Source organism: Rufibacter psychrotolerans (genome assembly GCF_016924645.1).
GTDB lineage: Bacteria > Bacteroidota > Bacteroidia > Cytophagales > Hymenobacteraceae > Nibribacter > Nibribacter psychrotolerans.
This window is the reverse complement of the sequence record NZ_JAFFJV010000007.1, coordinates 91,081-107,592: the sequence shown is the minus strand read 5'-3', so window position 1 is coordinate 107,592 and position 16,512 is coordinate 91,081. Positions and strand designations below refer to the sequence as shown.

The 16,512-nt window shown below is 56.1% G+C and carries 12 protein-coding genes; 7 read left to right on the top strand and 5 right to left on the bottom strand.

What is annotated here, in order from left to right; all coding sequences use genetic code 11:
* Nucleotides 1-111 precede the first annotated feature (111 nt).
* Complete coding sequence (locus tag JT718_RS08585; protein ID WP_205501817.1) at nucleotides 112-870, bottom strand: DNA repair ATPase; 759 nt, start codon at nucleotides 868-870, stop codon at nucleotides 112-114.
* A gap of 144 nt (nucleotides 871-1,014) precedes the next feature.
* Here JT718_RS08585 and JT718_RS08580 point away from each other — a divergent pair, with 144 nt between their 5' ends.
* From JT718_RS08580 to JT718_RS08570, 3 genes are all read left to right on the top strand, one after another.
* Nucleotides 1,015-1,422: a 6-pyruvoyl trahydropterin synthase family protein gene (locus JT718_RS08580; RefSeq protein ID WP_205501816.1), complete on the top strand. Its 408-nt coding sequence runs from the start codon at nucleotides 1,015-1,017 to the stop codon at nucleotides 1,420-1,422.
* Nucleotides 1,415-2,080 carry a GTP cyclohydrolase I FolE gene (folE, locus tag JT718_RS08575; protein WP_205501815.1) on the top strand — a complete coding sequence of 222 codons (666 nt, stop codon included), beginning with the start codon at nucleotides 1,415-1,417 and terminating at the stop codon, nucleotides 2,078-2,080. Before JT718_RS08580 ends, folE begins: the two co-directional genes overlap by 8 nt.
* 144 nt (nucleotides 2,081-2,224) lie before the next feature.
* Complete coding sequence (locus tag JT718_RS08570) at nucleotides 2,225-3,139, top strand: TIGR01777 family oxidoreductase (RefSeq protein WP_205501814.1); 915 nt, start codon at nucleotides 2,225-2,227, stop codon at nucleotides 3,137-3,139.
* 137 nt (nucleotides 3,140-3,276) lie between these two features.
* Here the strand turns inward: JT718_RS08570 and JT718_RS08565 are convergent, their stop codons facing one another.
* The 3 genes from JT718_RS08565 to JT718_RS08555 form a co-directional block, all read right to left on the bottom strand.
* Nucleotides 3,277-7,461 carry a T9SS type A sorting domain-containing protein gene (locus JT718_RS08565; protein WP_205501813.1) on the bottom strand — a complete coding sequence of 1,395 codons (4,185 nt, stop codon included), beginning with the start codon at nucleotides 7,459-7,461 and terminating at the stop codon, nucleotides 3,277-3,279.
* A gap of 1,275 nt (nucleotides 7,462-8,736) precedes the next feature.
* Nucleotides 8,737-11,061 carry a penicillin-binding protein 1A gene (locus JT718_RS08560; RefSeq protein WP_205501812.1) on the bottom strand — a complete coding sequence of 775 codons (2,325 nt, stop codon included), beginning with the start codon at nucleotides 11,059-11,061 and terminating at the stop codon, nucleotides 8,737-8,739.
* A 461-nt stretch (nucleotides 11,062-11,522) separates the two neighbouring features.
* On the bottom strand, nucleotides 11,523-12,470 hold the full coding sequence (locus tag JT718_RS08555) for an N-acetylmuramoyl-L-alanine amidase (protein ID WP_205501811.1): 948 nt from the start codon (nucleotides 12,468-12,470) through the stop codon (nucleotides 11,523-11,525).
* Nucleotides 12,471-12,748: 278 nt separating this feature from the next.
* On the opposite strand from JT718_RS08555, the gene JT718_RS08550 reads away from it, so the two are divergent.
* The 4 genes from JT718_RS08550 (at nucleotide 12,749) to JT718_RS08535 (ending at nucleotide 16,127) form a co-directional block, all read left to right on the top strand.
* Nucleotides 12,749-13,357, top strand: coding sequence for a DJ-1/PfpI family protein (locus JT718_RS08550; RefSeq protein ID WP_205501810.1), 609 nt, complete (start codon nucleotides 12,749-12,751; stop codon nucleotides 13,355-13,357).
* A 303-nt stretch (nucleotides 13,358-13,660) separates the two neighbouring features.
* Nucleotides 13,661-14,260, top strand: a complete 600-nt coding sequence (locus JT718_RS08545) for a hypothetical protein (RefSeq protein ID WP_205501809.1) — start codon at nucleotides 13,661-13,663, stop codon at nucleotides 14,258-14,260.
* A gap of 80 nt (nucleotides 14,261-14,340) precedes the next feature.
* The gene (locus tag JT718_RS08540; RefSeq protein WP_205501808.1) at nucleotides 14,341-14,865 is read left to right on the top strand and encodes a nuclear transport factor 2 family protein; all 525 of its coding nucleotides are present in this window, start codon (nucleotides 14,341-14,343) and stop codon (nucleotides 14,863-14,865) included.
* A gap of 176 nt (nucleotides 14,866-15,041) precedes the next feature.
* On the top strand, nucleotides 15,042-16,127 hold the full coding sequence (locus tag JT718_RS08535) for a mechanosensitive ion channel family protein (protein WP_205501807.1): 1,086 nt from the start codon (nucleotides 15,042-15,044) through the stop codon (nucleotides 16,125-16,127).
* A 109-nt stretch (nucleotides 16,128-16,236) separates the two neighbouring features.
* Here the strand turns inward: JT718_RS08535 and JT718_RS08530 are convergent, their stop codons facing one another.
* Nucleotides 16,237-16,446: an alkylphosphonate utilization protein gene (locus JT718_RS08530; RefSeq protein ID WP_205501806.1), complete on the bottom strand. Its 210-nt coding sequence runs from the start codon at nucleotides 16,444-16,446 to the stop codon at nucleotides 16,237-16,239.
* Between the last annotated feature and the right edge of the window lie 66 nt (nucleotides 16,447-16,512).

The window sequence follows — 16,512 nt, the reverse complement described above, 5'->3', positions numbered from 1 at the left end:
CCCCACCAATCGGTTTTTTTTTTTTTTTTTTGTTTCAACCCTCCAATCTGGGGGGGGGGCCCCCCCCCCCCCCCCCCCCCCCCCCGCCGCGCTTATTCTGGGTAGCCGCGCTTAGTCTATCTTGTCCAGCTTGGCCTTTACGATTTCCACGGCGCGCTGCATGTTCTCAACCTCAGCCTTGGCGGCCTCCTGCTGCTTGAGGTTGTTCTCCACCTCTTTCTTGAGTGACTCAAGCTCTCTGGCGTTCTCGGCCAGGGCAGCCTCTATCTCCTGCTTTTTCTGCTGGTTGCGTACAATGCGGCTCTGGATCTCGTTGGCCTGGCGCACCACCTGGTCGGCGGCGGCCTGGCTGTTCAGCACCACTTTCTCGGCGTCTGCCACCTGCTGCGCGATGTCTTGTTTGTAGAGGTTTCGGGCAAACTGCTGCAAAAACGCCTCGCCGCGGGTCCACTCCCTGGGGGTTTCCTTCTGGCTCAGGTACGCGTTGCCCATGTCCAGTGACCACCACAGCAGGGTTCCCTCTGGGGTGCCCACTACTTTGGAGACAATGCGCAGCGGGTTGGCGCTGATGGTGTCCAGCTGGCCTTTCTCCACGGTGTAAATTCCTTTGGTGGCCTGCGCCTTGGGCGTGGGCAGCAATGAGGGTCCTTTCACCGTGCCGCCGGTCTTTTCCCTTAGGTACGCACTCCAGGCCTTCTCCACCCCTTTGTGGTCCAATTGGATCATGATCCGCTGGCCTTTGCGGGTAATGCCGTTGATCTCCTGCTCGGTCTCCTCCACCTTAGAGCGCTGGGCCCAGCCGGTAAGGGCCATTCCCCAGAACAAGAGCAGCAAAACCATTGCGCCAAGGTGCGTACGCGTACTTTTCATGTAATCTACTTCTCGGTAAAAATCTAAAAAACGCCCCAGAAACAGGGGGTGCAGAAGTTTCTGCCCCGCAAATTTAAACCAACCGGCCCTAGTATAAAAACCGCAAATGAAAACTAAATTGCCCCACCACCTGTTCAAAGCTGTATGAACGTTACCGTCTGCCGAAAAGAAAATTTCAATGCCGCGCATCGGCTCCACAACCCCGCCTGGACCAATGAGCAGAACCAGAAGGTGTTTGGGCTGTGCAACAACCCAAATTACCACGGCCATAACTATGACCTGGTGGTGAAGCTTACCGGCCCCGTTGACGCAGACACCGGCTACGTCTATGACATGAAAAAGCTGAGCCTTCTGATAAAAGCCGAAATTTTAGATAAATTTGACCACAAAAACCTGAACCTGGACACGGAGGAGTTCCAACACCTGAACCCCACCGCCGAGAATATCGCCGTTGTGATCTGGCAGCGTTTACGCCCCCACCTCCCAGAAAGCTACTCGTTATCTGTCACTTTATTTGAAACCGAACGAAACTTTGTTGAATACCATGGATAGAAGGGACTGGCAAGAGGAAGATCCCGAGGAAGGACATATGGCTGGTTCTTTAGAGACGCCCCTTCGCGCCGATGCGTTTGATCTTACCGATGAGCAGAAAATAAACGGCATTGAGCACCACTTCCGGGAAATCATGCTCCTGCTGGGTCTGGACCTGGAAGACGATAGCCTGAAAGGCACCCCGCGCCGGGTGGCCAAGATGTACGTGAAGGAGATCTTTGACGGCCTCAACCCCGAGAACCGCCCCCATGCCCGTCTGTTTGAGAACCGCTACGGCTACCGCCAGATGCTGGTAGAGCGCGACATTACCCTTTACTCCAGCTGTGAGCACCACTTTGTGCCCATCATCGGCAAGGCCCACGTGGCCTACATTCCAGAAGAGCACGTGATTGGCCTGTCTAAGCTGAACCGCATTGTGCAGTACTACGGCCGGCGCCCGCAGGTGCAGGAGCGGCTCACCCGCCAGATTGCCCAGGAGCTGCGCGACGTGCTCAAGACCGAGAACGTGGCCGTGTACATTGAGGCCGACCACCTGTGCGTGATGAGCCGCGGCGTGAACGACGTGAGCAGCAGCACCATCACGTCTGAGTACTCTGGCTTGTTTGAGCAGGAAGCCTACCGGCTAGAGTTTCTGCAGGCCATTAGGCACAACAAGTAGCAGGGCAGAGCTACCGGTAGAGATGAATTTTTCAGGCGTACGCTGTGTTTCCTTTTTCGCTGGTTTTATAAGCAAGTAGCACCCTACCCAAATCTATACGCCGCCGTATAAGCAGGTTTGGGCGTAGACCGTAGAGAACGCAACATGTCAGAAAAGATATTGATCGCCGGGGGCACCGGCCTAGTGGGCACACGTTTATCAGAAATGTTGATTGACAGTGGTTACGAGGTAGCCCACCTGAGCCGTACCCCCGACAAATACGCCCGCTACAAGACCTTTAAGTGGGATGTGCCCAAGGGAGCCATTGACGAGAACGCCATCCGCTATGCCGACTACATCATCAACCTGGCCGGCGCCAGCGTGGCCGGCGAGAAATGGTCTGCTCCCCGCAAGAAAGAAATCCTGAACAGCCGCATCCAGTCCACCAACCTGATCTGTGAGTACCTGGAGAAGACACCCCACCACGTAAAGGGCTTCATTGGCTCCTCGGCGGTGGGCATCTACGGCAACTCGGGGGAGCGGCTCATGATGGAGGAAAGCAGCTACGGCTCAGACTTCCTGGCCGAGGTGTGCAAGCAGTGGGAACAGGCCTCGTGGCAGATCCATAACCTGGGCATCAGGACCGTCATCTTCCGGATTGGTATTGTGCTGAGCAACAAAGGCGGCGCTTTGCCCCAGATTGCTAAACCCGTGAAAATGCTGGCGGGCGCCCCGCTGGGGTCTGGCAAGCAGTTCATGTCCTGGATCCACATTGACGACTTGTGCCGGCTGCTCATCAAAGCCATTGAAGACCGGCAGATGCAGGGCGTGTACAATGCCGTGGCCCCCAACCCGGCCACCAATGAGGAGTTGACCCGCACCCTGGCCAAGGTCATGCACAAGCCCATGGTGTTCCCCAACGTTCCGGCGCTGGGCCTGAAGTTAGTTCTGGGCGAACTGAGCGAAGTAGTGCTGGGCGGTTCCCGCGTGAGCGCCACCAAGGTGCTGCAAACCGGCTTTACCTTTGAGTACAACCACTTGCAGGAGGCCCTGGAATCGCTCTATGACAAGAACAGTTGATTAAATCAGGCATACCTTAAAACAAGAAAGCCCTCCTGGTCTGTACCGGGAGGGCTTCTTCGTTTATGATGGGTCTTAGCGCCTGGCTTAGCTTCCCCTGCTGAAAGACGCAGGCAGGGGAAGCAGTTATGCCGGGCTTAGTTCATTAAAATAATCTTCTGAGTGAGCACTTTCTTGCCGGTGGTTAAACGGGCAATGTACACGCCGTTGGGCAGGCCTCCTGCGTTCAGAGATACCGTTTGCGGCACCCCGCCTTCGGCCTTGCCCACAAACAGGTGTTTCACCAGTTTGCCCTGCGAATCATAGATGTCCACTACCACTTCCCCGGCTTCGGCGAGGGAGAACTCTACGGTAGCGTTCTGGCTGAAGGGGTTAGGGTACACCTTCAGTTTGGTTTCGGCCAGGGTAGGCACCACCGCGCTACTGCTGCTGGTAGAAAGCATGGCCATCGGACCGGTTGCCACCACAAAGATGGGGGTCTCGGTGAGGGTGAGGGCAAGTTTGCCGTTGTTGGTCTTCACCTTGCGTACGTCCATTACTTCGCTGCCAATGCGCAGGGAGTACACGTGCGCTGAGTCGGTGCCCAAGGCCAGGGTATAGTCTACCCGGCGGTCTTTGTCATCTGGCACCCAGCCCACGTACATGGTGGTGCCGTTAGGGTCGCGGTACTTGTCTACGCGTGGGTCTTTGCTGAGGCGCTCCACCGGAACAAAGTCCCCGAAGTGGGCACCCACCTGGGCCATGTAGTCGGCGGCGGGTCTGCGTGCCAGGGTTACCCGGTCTACGTGCCCGCTGGTGGCGTATTGGGTGGTGTTGGTGATAGAGCCAGATACATCATCGTACAACTGGTAGAAGTACAGACCAGACAAACCGGCCATGGCGTAGTCCAGGGAGCTTCTCAGGATCCAATCGCCCTGCACCATGAACTTGTCTTTGCTCCCGATCACTTTGGTGCCCTGGGTCTTGCTGTTCCAGTCGTAACCGGTCTCGGTGATGATGATGGGCAGCTCACCCACAAACTCCTTGTTGATCTGGTGGAAGTTGTTGATGTTGTTAGGCGCCAGCGACAGTTCCGGGGCCACCCCTACTCTGCCACCGTCGGCAAACTGCTCCCCGTCAAAGTTGTTGTTGTAGGCGTGGTAGTTGATCTCATCAAAGCAAAGGTTCACTTTCCCGTTGGGCAGGTAGCCTCTGTTTTTCTTGCACCAGTCTACAATGCCCTGGTAGAAGGCGGTTTTAGTGGAGGCAATACCCCCGCTCACCACAATCATGTTAGGGTCTGCCTGCTTCACGCCCACGCCCGGACCAAGGGTTCCCATGTGTCCGTCATAGAAGGCGCTCAGGTAGGCGGCATACTCGTCGCTGCTCTGGTTGCCCTGGCGGCCTTTCCAGTGGCGGTCTGGCTCGTTGTTAGCCTCAATTTTCTTGATCAGGTCCAAGCCTATTTTGGCCTGGCTGCCTACCGCTTTCACCAGTGCCGGATTCACGCTGGTATTGGAACCGTAGCGGGCGGCAAACTGGAACGCCAACCGGGCAATCTGCACGTATGATTCTGGCTTGAGCTTATCGGCGTTGTACTGCTCGTTGAAGTAGTTGGTGCCGTTGGCGGTTACCGTGGTGTAGCTGCTCTTGTACGGCATGGGCGCGTTCTCAGAAGACCTGATAGCTGATGGGTAGGTGCTCAGCATCCAGCCGGGCATGTTCTTGATACACACCAGCACTTCCTTGCCTTTGGCCTTGTGGCGGGCATAGATGTCATCCAGGCGCCAGTTTCCTTTCATGGTAGGCTGGAAGGCGTACTCTCCCTCGCGGTTGGTTTCCAGGATCTGCCAGTCTACGTAGTCGCGCACCACGTGGTAGGGCTCAATGGCGGCAATCTTCTGCTTCAGTCTTTCTGGGTCGGTGCTGGCGTTGTCTGAAGGATAGGTGTTGATCCCCAGCATCCGCTTCAGCGGATACGCCGGCTTGGTAAAGGTAGGCGGCGTGTAAGGCTTGTATTTGCCGTACAGCTTGATCTCATCGGGCAGCGTCACGCCCCTTCTCTTCCGGATGATCATGGCGCTTACTTTGATTGGGGTGGTCAGCGGGTGCTCTATCCAGGCCAGGTACTTGCTTCCGTTGTACTCAGGACCTGCAATCTCGCGGCCTGTACCGCTTTCAATGAAGAAAGTTTTTACCTCGTACCCGGCTGGCAGGGTTCCTTTGCCATCGTAGAAGCTGATTTTCTGCAGTTCCACCTCCATCTTGTCCGGGAAGTTCAGCACGATGTCTGATACCGGCAGGATCTCAGAGGTACCCATGTTCACGGTTTCCTGGATGATGCCATCAAACAGGCCGGCAATGTTCTGGTTGCTTTTGTCTTTGTGGTATCCCCAGTACGGTTTGTACGGGATCTCACCGGTGACAAACGTACCCGGAGTGGGCGCTGGCGCGGGGGCACTGCTGGCTACCACCAGGGCTCTGGTCACGCTGGCGGCGGCGGCAAAGCCGTTCCCGGCAGGCTGCGCCGCGGTGATATTGGCGGTTCCGGCTCCCACAAGGGTCACCTTCCATCCGCCGGTGGCTTTAACTACCGTGGCAACCGCCGGGTTGGAGGAAGTAAGGGTAATAGGCGTAACGGTATTGGTGCTGGTAGCCTGTACCAGGAAAGCGGCATCGCCCACTTTCTTAGACGGCAACGCAGCAAACGTGATCACCGCCGGAGAAGCCACTGCCGTGGCGGCGCCTACTACCAGGGCCCGGGTTACGCTGGGAGCAGCGCTGTACCCGTTTCCGGCCGGCTGGGCCGCGGTAATGTTGGCAGTGCCGGCCCCCACGATGGTGGCTTTCCAGCCCTCGGTGGTCTTGGCCACGGTGGCTACGGCGGTGTTAGATGAGGTAAACGTGATGGGCGTTACTGTGTTGGTGCTGGTAGCCTGCAGCAGGAAGGCAGCATCGCCTACCTTTTTAGAAGGAAGCGCCGCAAAGGTAATCGTTGCGGGCTTGGTGGTGCTGGCAGTAGCGGCACTTACCACCAGCGACCGGACAATGTTGATGGCTGCCATGTAGCCGTTGCCCGCTGGTTGGTACGCCGTAATGTTGGCGGTACCCGCGCCCACAATAGTGGCTTTCCAGCCCTCGGTAGTCTTCGCGACGGTAGCCACCGCCAGGTTAGAAGACTTGAAACTGATAGGAGTAACGGTGTTGGTACTGGTGGCCTGCAGCAGGAAAGCGGCGTTTCCTACCTGTTTTGGCGGAAGTGAGGCAAAAGTGATCACCGAGCGCACGGAGGAAATCACCAGCGTTCTGGTTACGCTGGGCGCCGCCGCGTACCCGTTGCCCGCTGCCTGTTGGGCGGTAATGTTCACTGAGCCGGCTTTCAGGATGGTGATTTTCCAGCCGGTGGTGGTTTTGGTCACCGACGCTACCCCCGCATTGGACGACTTGAACGTGATAGGTGTGACGGTGTTGGTGCTGGTGGCCGAGATGGAGAAAGGAGCATCGCCCATTTTCTTGAGCGGAAGTCCATTGAATGTAATCACCGCCGGTTTGGCGGTAGTGGAGGTGGTGGTGGAAACCATTAGGGCTCGGGTCACGCTGGTGGCGGCAGAGAAGCCATTCCCCGCCGGTTGCGAAGCCGTGATGTTGGCGGTGCCTGCTCCTACAATGGTGGCTTTCCAGCCCTCGGTAGTCTTGGCCACGGTGGCTACTGCCGGGTTGGATGAGGTGAAGGTGATGGGCGTAACGGTGTTGGTGCTGGTAGCCTTGAGCAGGAAGGCAGGGTCGCCGATGCGCTTGACGAGAAGCGAGGCAAAGGTAATGACCGCCGGGGTGGTAGCCGGCGTGATGGTATTGTTCAGGTCAGCGTCTGGGTTGCCGTACACCTTTACTTTCTGCGGAATGTTGTTCCAGATCTTGTGCACGATGATGGCATCTGCCGTGACCGGCGTACTCAAGGTGATGTTTACCCAATTTTTGTACGATGAGCCGGTAAACTTCCCTAACAGGACCTTCTGGGTTCCGTTGCGGGCATAAATGTAGGCGGGCTTGTCTGTGAAGGTTTTCTCGTGGTCGTACAAGGAAACTCTGGTCACCTTGCTTTTTGCCTCCAACGGAAGCACCACATCAAAGTATTGGTTGTTGCTGGGCAGGTAATTGGGCTGCACCAGATCATTCAGGTCATTGGTTAACCAGGGCCCAAAGTTCTGGCCCGTTTTTACGGCCGGCTGAATGGCGGTGATCTTAAGGGCTACTTCAGACGAGTTCTGGGCTGTAGAAGCAAAGGGAACAAAACAGGAAAATAAGAAAAATAAGCTAAATAGGATGGGTTTAGGTAGGTTCATGGGCGCGTAGTAATTGGGAAATTAAGCCGGAAAATCTGACCAGATTTTGGGGGCTTTTTAACTGCATTTTGGAGACTTCAACCCGCTAACACTAAGGCCATTAAGCGGCCTTGCCGGGGTTTAAAGTAGAGTGAGAGCCTTCGCATTACCTGCGTCGCAAGAAAAATGGTCGTTTACAAGAAATTGACTTATTTCATGCAAGAAAAAGGCAATAAAATCCTTTCTGGCAAGAGTGTTCTACTCACTGCCAACTTACACATTAAAAAAGTCCAAAACTTGTTTAAACAACCAGCATCCTCACATGCGCTTTAATTTCAATAACCTTGTTAAATGAAACTACAGCTGGGGTGGAATCAGATTTGCATCAGATAGTTATCGTATAAACCGCAAATATATTAGGTAAAACAAATATAAAGAGTACAATTACTTGCTGTTTTAATACGGGGTCAAAATTACAGTACAAATACAACCAGCACAACCCATTGAATTGTACTTTTAAAACAAAAAGAGAAGTTTATTAGAAGAAAATCTGTGTTAGCGCAACCCCGTCAGGCCCAGAACTTGAATATTAGGGGATTCAGGGGCCTTGTACACAGCTCCACAATTTACCCCCAAAACACTGGGTATTAATCAAATAAAACCCCACATAAACAGGCTAATCCCTGCCTGAATAAATAGTACATTTTTAACCCTTGTTAATTGCCTTAAATTTGGCCTTTTCTTATATGAATTGAATAAAGCAAATACAGCTCATTCTTATCTGCTGCTCCAAAGATCAGACACTCCTTTTTCGGGACAAAGTAGCCTGCTTTCATCTCCCTGCCTTTCAACCTCCCAATCCCTTATCACTCAGCAAACTAACATCTCCAGAAACGACTGTCCACCACAACCATCTGGAGTTTACCCATCCAGGGTTTGCATGGAATGGAGGAAGGCAGAGAACCGCATTACTTGAATGATCAGGAGGACATGACAACCCGAACCTGCCCGACGGACAAGAAAGCACAGGAGGCTAGGCGTGGCGCAACGGTTCATGCTGCTTGAGCCATTGCGCCCGGAACAAGCCCGAGAATGAGCTAACGCAGAAGCCAGGCGGTGGACCTTGGATGGGCAAGCTGTGGTTACTCCCTCAAGCAGCCCACTGATTTAGCGCTGTTTTCCCAAAAACAGGCTGAAAATACCTTGGCCAGGCATCCCACGGGCCGAGAACAAAAAAAGCCCCGTTGCCGGAGTCAGACTCCGGCAACGGGGCTTTGGGTGCAGTGCGGCAACAGCTTAGAACTGAGACGAGATGCTGTCGTTGAGCTGTTCCAGCATGGTATCTACCGCGGTGGTGTCTACCACCCGTGGCTTGCGCGGAACCACCGTAATGCAGTTGTATTGTTTGCTGATCTTGATGGTGGGTTTGGGGAACGGTCCCAGCTTGATGCCCAAGTTGGGGTCCCGGTACACTTTTTCCATAAACCGCCCGAAAATAGGGAGCGCCGTCTTGGAGCCTTCGCCCGTGCCTGAGGTCCGGAAGTGGATGCTGCGGTCCTCTCCTCCTACCCAGACTCCGGTAACCAGATCTTTGGTAACGCCCACGTACCAGCCATCTGAGTAGTTGGAGGTGGTACCGGTCTTGCCGCCAATCTGGTTGCCTTTCTTCCAGAGGTCGTACTCCCAGAGCGCCTGCGAGGTGCCGCCCGGCTCTTCCATAGTGCCTTTGAGCATGTGCACCATCAGGAAAGCGGTTTCCTCAGAGATCACGCGTTTCTGCTGGGGGTTAAACTGCTCTATCACGTTGCCGTTGCGGTCTTCCACGCGCATGACCAGAATGGGTTTGTTCAGGAACCCGTGGTTGATGAAGGTGCTGTAGGCGTTCACCATTTCGTACACGCTCACGTCTGAGGAGCCCAGCCCGATGGACGGCACCGCCTCCAGGGGACTGGTGATGCCCAGCCGACGGGCAAATTTCCGCACGGTTTCCCAGCCAATGGCCTCGGTGAGCTGCGCGGTAACGGTGTTGATGGAGCGGCCCATGGCGTGGCGCAGGGTCATCTGGCGGCCGGAGATGGAATGGTCAGCGTTGTTGGGCGTCCACTCCATCGGCTTGCCGTTCTCTACGTACTTAATGGTCACGCGCTGGTCCTGAATCTTGTCGCAGGGCGAGTAGCCCCCGTCAATGGCGGCGGCGTACACAAACGGCTTGAACGTGGAACCGGGCTGGCGACGGGCCTGCTTCACGTGGTCAAACTTGAAGTTCTCGTAGTCAATGCCGCCCACCCAGGCTTTGATGTGGCCGGTGTAGGGGTCCATGGTCATCATGCCCGCCCGCAGGAAGCGCTTGTAGTACCGCAATGAGTCCATAGAGCTCATGGTGACTTCCTTGGGGCCCTTCCAGGAGAACACGGTCATAGGCTTGGGCCGGTTCAGCTCTTGGTTAATGGCGGCAGTATCGTCTCCGTACTTGTTCTTGAGCGACTGGTACACGCCCGTGCGCTTGATGGCGTTTTCAATGAAGCCGGGTATTTCCTTGTCTCTGTCGTCTACCCAAGGGTTGCGGCCGCGCCAGTGGTTCTCAAACCGGTTCTGCAGGCTTTTCATTTTCTCCTTCATGGCTTCCTCGGCCAGGGCCTGCATGCGGGAGTCAATGGTGAGGTAAATCTTGAGGCCATCGGCGTAGATGTCCAGCTCGCGCTCCTCGGCCCACTTCCGCACAAACTCGTTCACGGTCTGGCGGTAATGCGCCGGTACCCCGTCCAGGTGCTGCTCTACGTGGTATTTCAGGTCAATGGGCAGTTGGCTCAGGGAGTCGGCCTGGGCGGCGGTGATCACCTTGTTGCGGGCCATCTGCTTGAGCACCACGTTACGGCGGGCCAGCGCGTTCTTGGGGTTGAACCTGGGGTTGTACGTGGTGGGGGCCTTGAGCACGCCTACCAGCATGGCGGCCTCCTCGGGCTTCAGCTTGTCTGGCGTGGTGCTGAAAAAGGTTTTGGAGGCCACTTTCACCCCAAAGGCGTTGCTCCCGAAGTCCACGGTGTTGAGGTACATGCCCAGGATCTCGTCTTTGGTGTACCGCTGCTCCAGCTTGATGGAAGTATTCCACTCCTTGGTCTTGGCCACAATGGTAGACACCAGCGGCACGTGGCCCAGAATGCCTTTGGTGTTTTTGGTACGCGTTTTATAGAGGTTTTTGGCCAACTGCTGCGTAAGCGTAGACGCCCCGCGCGACTCGCCCCGCAGGTTGTCTTTCACCGCCGCCAGTACCGAGATAGGGTCAATGCCCTGGTGCTCGTAGAAACGCTCGTCCTCAGTGGCCACCAGCGCTTTCACCATGATGGGGTTGATGCTGTCATACGGCACCAGGTCGCGGTTCTCGCGGAAGTAGCGGCCCAGCAACACCCCGTCTGCCGAGTAAATCTCAGAGGGCAGGTTGTTTTGGGGGTTCTCCAGGTCGTCCAGCCCCGGCGACTCTCCAAACAGGTAGAACAGGTTAAGGTCAACGGAAACGAAATAGAGAATAATGAACAGGCCCCCGAAGACAAAGGTCTTCCAGAGGGCACGAATCCATTTGTTGTATGTGGTACGCGGTGATGGGTTCTTCTTTTCTTCTGGCATGCTGCTATTGGTGGGCGCAGGGCCCAACTTCTCACAAACGTTCAAAGTTACGGGAAAGTGTTGGCTTTCGCGAAGTTGCCCTCCTGTTTAGGTCCCGATTTCTGGAAAATAGCCCCAAAACAGGGAATAAAATCGGAACGCCCTGTCGCTCAAAGGGTAAGATAACCGGCCCGGTCCCCGGCTCTGGCCCCGCGATGGCCCGGAGCAAGACCCTGGGCAGCCTTTGCCTCCACCTTTTTTACTGGAACGTTGCCCCGTTGGGGTGTTTGGTTAGAGGCTGTTCAGAGTTTTCTTGTTAGCCCCAGAGCAGGCCAACGATTTGGAGCTACTTTCCAGAAAACAGCCCGGAAACAGCAACTCACCCGCCCATAAAGCGGTAGCGGACGCTTGCGCCCGGCTCCATCTTTCTACATCAGCAACTCCCTACCCTACAAGCGCATCAGCAATCCTGGACAAGTGCTTTACTCAAGGCTCTTCTTATATAAATGGTAGAGCACCTTTTTGTCGTCATCGGTTAAGATGCCGTTCACTTCCTTCTGGATGAAGTGCAGCTTAAACGCCTTAATGGCCGCCTCCAGGTTTTTCACGTCGTACCCAATGATGCGGAGGGCGTCTTTGGGCTGGAACGAGGTAGGAATGGTGTCTACCGCCACAGTGGTGGTGGGCACCAGAACCGTGACCGGCACCGCTGCGCTGTCGGCGGTCACGGCGGCGGAGTCCTGGAACAGCGGAATGGTAGGCGCAAACACCGTGTTGCGCACGGCTTCCTCGTCGTACCAGGTGCCAAAACCGGCATCGGCCAGGCGCTTCCAGGGGAACGTGGGGTTGGGGTCCACCTTGCGGCTGGGCGCGATGTCTGAGTGCCCGATGAAGTTGGCGGCCGGAATGCCGTGCGTTTTCTTCAGCAGGGCCAAGACCTGCAGCAAGCTGGTGATCTGCGCCTCGGCGAAGGGCTCATACCCGTTGTTGTCCAGCTCAATGCCAATGGAGGAAGAGTTGAGGTCGGTGTTGTTGCCCCATTTGCCGGTGCCCCCGTGCCAGGCCCGCAGAAAGTCGCTGAGCATGTGGTACACCTTGCCGTCGCGGCCAATCACGTAATGCGCGCTCACCTGCGTGCGGGGCGTGGTAAAGGTCTTGAGGGTCTGCTCGGTGGAGTTTTGCGCCGTGTGGTGGATGACCACGTAATTGGGCTTGCGCATGTTAAAGTTAGTGGTGCCCACCCAATAGTCGCCCTGCTGCAGGCTGTCTTCGCCGGGGTTGGCGACGGGCGTCTGGCGCAGGGTTTTGGCGTAGGCCTTGGCCTTTTTCTTGTACGCGCGGTTGGTGCTGGTGTACGGATGGGTGGTGCAGGCGGCCAGCGCCAGGGCCAGGCAGAACGGCAGAAAACGCTTAGGGGTAGAGCTTTTCATAGACAAAGGGGTTAGAGGCCCAAATATGGTGAATTTTCCGGTGCGCGCGGCCTGCCCTGCCTTCTGGTGCAAGGGCCTGGCAAGCGCGCACCGGAGTTTAAGGGCCCCTTTGGCCATGCCCTCCAAACAAACGCATTCTCTCCCTTCCTTGCATAACCTATTGTCACTAAGCCTATTTATTCGCAACTTGTACCTGGCACGCACCGGGGCACCCGCGTACCGGGGGCAGCCCGGGCCTGGAATTTCACCGTTTCTTCCAATCCTAAACACTTATCCCCATGGAAAACCAAAAGAAAATCCTGTTTCTCACCGGCGACTTCGCCGAGGACTATGAAACCATGGTTCCCTTCCAGATGCTGCTGATGGTGGGGTACGAGGTGCACGCCGTCTGCCCCGGCAAGAAAAAGGGCGACACCATTAAGACCGCCATCCATGACTTTGAGGGCGACCAAACCTACACCGAGAAGCCGGGCCACAATTTCCAGCTGACCTACTCCTTCTCAGAGGTGAACCCCCAGGACTATGTGGGCCTGGTGATTGCCGGCGGCCGCGCCCCCGAGTACCTGCGCCTCAACCCTACCGTGTTGGAGCTGGTGCAGCATTTCATGGAGAAAGACAAGCCGCTGGCCGCCGTTTGCCACGGAATCCAGATTTTAACGGCTGCCCGCGTGGTGGAAGGCCGTCGGCTTACGGCGTATCCGGCGGTGGGCCCCGAGGTAAGCCTGGCTGGAGGCACCTTTGTGCCCGTTGAGGCCACCGAGGCCGTGGTAGACGGCAACCTGGTTACTTCGCCCGCCTGGCCTGGCCACCCGGCCCTCATCCGCGAGTTCCTGAAAGTGCTGGGCGTAAAGATAGAGCTCAACGCCTCCGCCGCCGTGGCTTACTAACGGTCTCGCCGGCAACAGAAACAGCCTTGGCAAATCCCTGTTTTGGACCCTTTTGCAGAAAAGCAGGCCCAAAACAGGGATTTTTCTATGCCGTGGGTTCCAGCATGGCCAAATAGAGAACGGGCTTTGGGTAGGTTTTTGGGGCTGGCGTGGCCCTTTGGTCGCTTTAGGCCCTTCGCTTTCCTTTGCCATGCAGTAGGCTTATTAGAAGAACAGCCGCAAATCAACCAATTCACCTTCAATCACATACAATTTTGTAGTACCTTTCGGGGCTCCATTTGCCTTATTTATTTCGTTACCGCTATGGACTTACCGCCCATTCATCTGGTTCATGAGTTTGAGCCCATCCCGCAGGAACTGTTTTCAGTAGAGTCGGGCCAGCCGTTTCATTCCTGCCTCACCTGTGAGGGGCACCTGCTGCAAGACGGGGTAAACTATCTGGTGGAGAAGGCCGTCAGGTTTTACCCGCAGACGGGCACCCAGGACATTATCTTTGAGTACGCCATGTGCATGAAGTGCGCCCAGCAGCTGCGCGAGGAGCTCTCTGCTGAGTCAAGGGAGCGCGTAGACGCCTACTTCTCTGAGCGGGTTGATCTGGTGGCGCGCCGCGAGGCCCTGCTCTCCCTGCCCGAGCCGCTCCGGCTGGAAAACTGGCTGTCGCATTGCCTCATCACCGGGGCGCCCCGCACCGCCTGCACTGAGTACCAGATCTACGCCCAATGCGACGGCCGGGACCTGATCTACACCTACATGCCGTACCTCATCAGCGGCGAGGCCATGGAGGAAATTCAGGAACTGATTTCGCCGCACACCCGCCAGGTGCTGGATGATTTCATGGACCAGCATTTTGGGCTTCCGCCCGAACTGCGGGCCTTGCTGCAGGAGCGCCTGGTGCTCATTTAACCCCAGTCCTTTGGTTTTGTGCCGGCCGGGGCCTTACCTTTCTCCTGTTTTTCGCCTGAATCTCTAAAAACTCCCCCAAAATGCGCCTGGTTCTTCTGCTTTCGTTCGGTTTGCTGTTCTCTTGGGGTGCCGTTGCCCAGTCTTCTAAAAAGGCCGCCAGACAGCCGCTTACCCCCGATGCCAAAGCCGTGGAGGCCGCCGTGGTGCACTTCTTTGACGGCATGCGCGCCGGCGACAGCGCCATGGCCCGGTCGGTGCTGGCGCCCAACGCCCGCCTGCTTTCGGTGGGCGCAGACAAGGCCGGCAAGGTGCTGCCCCGCGAGACGCCCCTGCCTAAATTTCTGGAGATGATCGCGCAGCCCCACCCACAGGTGCTGGATGAGCGCATCTGGGACGTGCGGGTGCACCTTGACGGCGACCTGGCCACCCTGTGGTGTGAGTACGCCTTCTACGTGGGCGACACCTTCAGCCACTGCGGGGTTGATGCTTTTCAGCTGTACCGCAGCCCCGAGGGCTGGAAGATCTTCGCCATCGCAGACACCCGCCGCAAAGAAAACTGTGACCTGAAGGCGGCTCAGGCGGCCAAAGCCAAACCAACCCCGTAAGCTCGCTTTTCCGCCCCGGCGGGTTTGCGCCCAGGTCCACTCCGGGGGCCCAATTTCCGGGCGACGCAAATAAAGTATAACTACCAGGCAAGGAAGAGCCGTACTATATGGCTGGTACAATCTTTTACTTGCTTCCGCGCCGGCGGAGGAAAGGTGACTTTATCTGCAGTAAGCCAATGAACGATTTCCTTCAGCAAACCTACTACCACAACACCGTTTCTGATTACCTTATTTCCCTGGGCATCATCATCATTGGGGTGCTCCTGCTCAAATCATTCAAGCACATCTTTTTGGCCCGCATCAGGAAATGGGCCCTGGGCACCAAAACCCACCTGGACGATTTCATTTTACAGAGCATAGACCGGTTTGTGGTGCCGGCCGTTTACTTTGGCATCATCCACGCGGGCCTCAACTATCTTACCCTTTCTGAGAAAGCCCAGAACGTGCTACGGGTAGCCACCACCATGGTGATCACGTTCTTGTTTGTGCGGCTGGTGTCCTCCACCATTCTGTTGCTGCTCAGGTCTTACGTCAGGAAACAGGAGCGCGGCGAGGAGAAGGTGAAGCAGCTGGGCGGGCTCATGCTCATCATCAACTCCGTGATCTGGATTGTGGGCCTGCTGTTCCTGTTTGACAACATGGGATACAACGTGACCACCATTGTCACGGGTCTGGGCATTGGGGGGATTGCCATTGCCCTGGCGGCCCAGAACATCCTGGGCGACGTGTTCAACTACTTTGTGATCTTCTTTGACCGCCCCTTTGAAACCGGCGACTTTATTGTGATTGACGATAAATCTGGCACGGTAGACTACATTGGCATTAAAACCACCCGCATCAAAAGCCTCTCTGGCGAGCAGCTGGTGGTGGCCAACAGCGACCTTACCAACTCGCGCATCCACAACTACAAGCAGATGATGCGCCGGCGCGTGGTCTTCAAGATTGGCGTGGTGTACCAGACGTCCCTGGAGAACGTGAAGCTCATTCCCCGGCTGCTGGAGGGCATTATCAAAGAGCAGCACCCCGTGGAGTTTGACCGGGCCCATTTCTTTTCGTACGGCGACTCCAGCCTGGACTACGAGGTGGTGTACTACGTGCTGAGCGACGACTACAACAAGTACATGGACATTCAGCAGGCCATCAACTTCCGGCTGTTTGAGGAGTTCCAGCGCCGCGGCATTGAGTTTGCTTACCCCACCCGCACGCTTTTCATGATCAACGAGGGCGTGGAAGCCGGCGAGGAAGCCATGCTGCGCAAGTAAAGCCAGGAGCCGTTTAGAGCCTGTTTTTGTGAAAGCAGGCCCCAAACAAATGAATTGCCCAGATACGAGCAGAGGCGCCGTGCGGCGCCTCTGCTCGTATTTTTAAGGGTTATACTTTCTTGAGGAAGCAGGTTTTCAGGACCATGACGGCTCTGTCTACGCGGCCCTCAATCTCTTCTTCGTCCTCGGTGAGCCTGATTTTCTTAACCACGGTTCCCCGCTTGATGGTGGTGGAAGAACCTTTTACTTTTAAATCTTTGATTACCGTTACGGAGTCTCCCTCATTGAGCAGGGTTCCGTTGCTGTCTCTTACTTCCATTCCTGGGCTTGTTGAAAATTAAAATCAGACGTATTGGCGGTGGGCCGCCCGCAAAGCTACCGCCAT

Bases quoted from the DNA above. Each gene is read 5' to 3' on its own strand.
- JT718_RS08560 (WP_205501812.1), bottom strand. From the start codon at position 11,061: ATGCCAGAAGAAAAGAAGAACCCATCACCGCGTACCACATACAACAAA.
- JT718_RS08540 (WP_205501808.1), top strand. From the start codon at position 14,341: ATGCGCCTGGTTCTTCTGCTTTCGTTCGGTTTGCTGTTCTCTTGGGGT.
- JT718_RS08580 (WP_205501816.1), top strand. From the start codon at position 1,015: ATGAACGTTACCGTCTGCCGAAAAGAAAATTTCAATGCCGCGCATCGG.
- JT718_RS08570 (WP_205501814.1), top strand. From the start codon at position 2,225: ATGTCAGAAAAGATATTGATCGCCGGGGGCACCGGCCTAGTGGGCACA.
- JT718_RS08565 (WP_205501813.1), bottom strand. From the start codon at position 7,461: ATGAACCTACCTAAACCCATCCTATTTAGCTTATTTTTCTTATTTTCC.
- JT718_RS08535 (WP_205501807.1), top strand. From the start codon at position 15,042: ATGAACGATTTCCTTCAGCAAACCTACTACCACAACACCGTTTCTGAT.
- folE (WP_205501815.1), top strand. From the start codon at position 1,415: ATGGATAGAAGGGACTGGCAAGAGGAAGATCCCGAGGAAGGACATATG.
- JT718_RS08555 (WP_205501811.1), bottom strand. From the start codon at position 12,470: ATGAAAAGCTCTACCCCTAAGCGTTTTCTGCCGTTCTGCCTGGCCCTG.
- JT718_RS08545 (WP_205501809.1), top strand. From the start codon at position 13,661: ATGGACTTACCGCCCATTCATCTGGTTCATGAGTTTGAGCCCATCCCG.
- JT718_RS08530 (WP_205501806.1), bottom strand. From the start codon at position 16,446: ATGGAAGTAAGAGACAGCAACGGAACCCTGCTCAATGAGGGAGACTCC.
- JT718_RS08585 (WP_205501817.1), bottom strand. From the start codon at position 870: ATGAAAAGTACGCGTACGCACCTTGGCGCAATGGTTTTGCTGCTCTTG.
- JT718_RS08550 (WP_205501810.1), top strand. From the start codon at position 12,749: ATGGAAAACCAAAAGAAAATCCTGTTTCTCACCGGCGACTTCGCCGAG.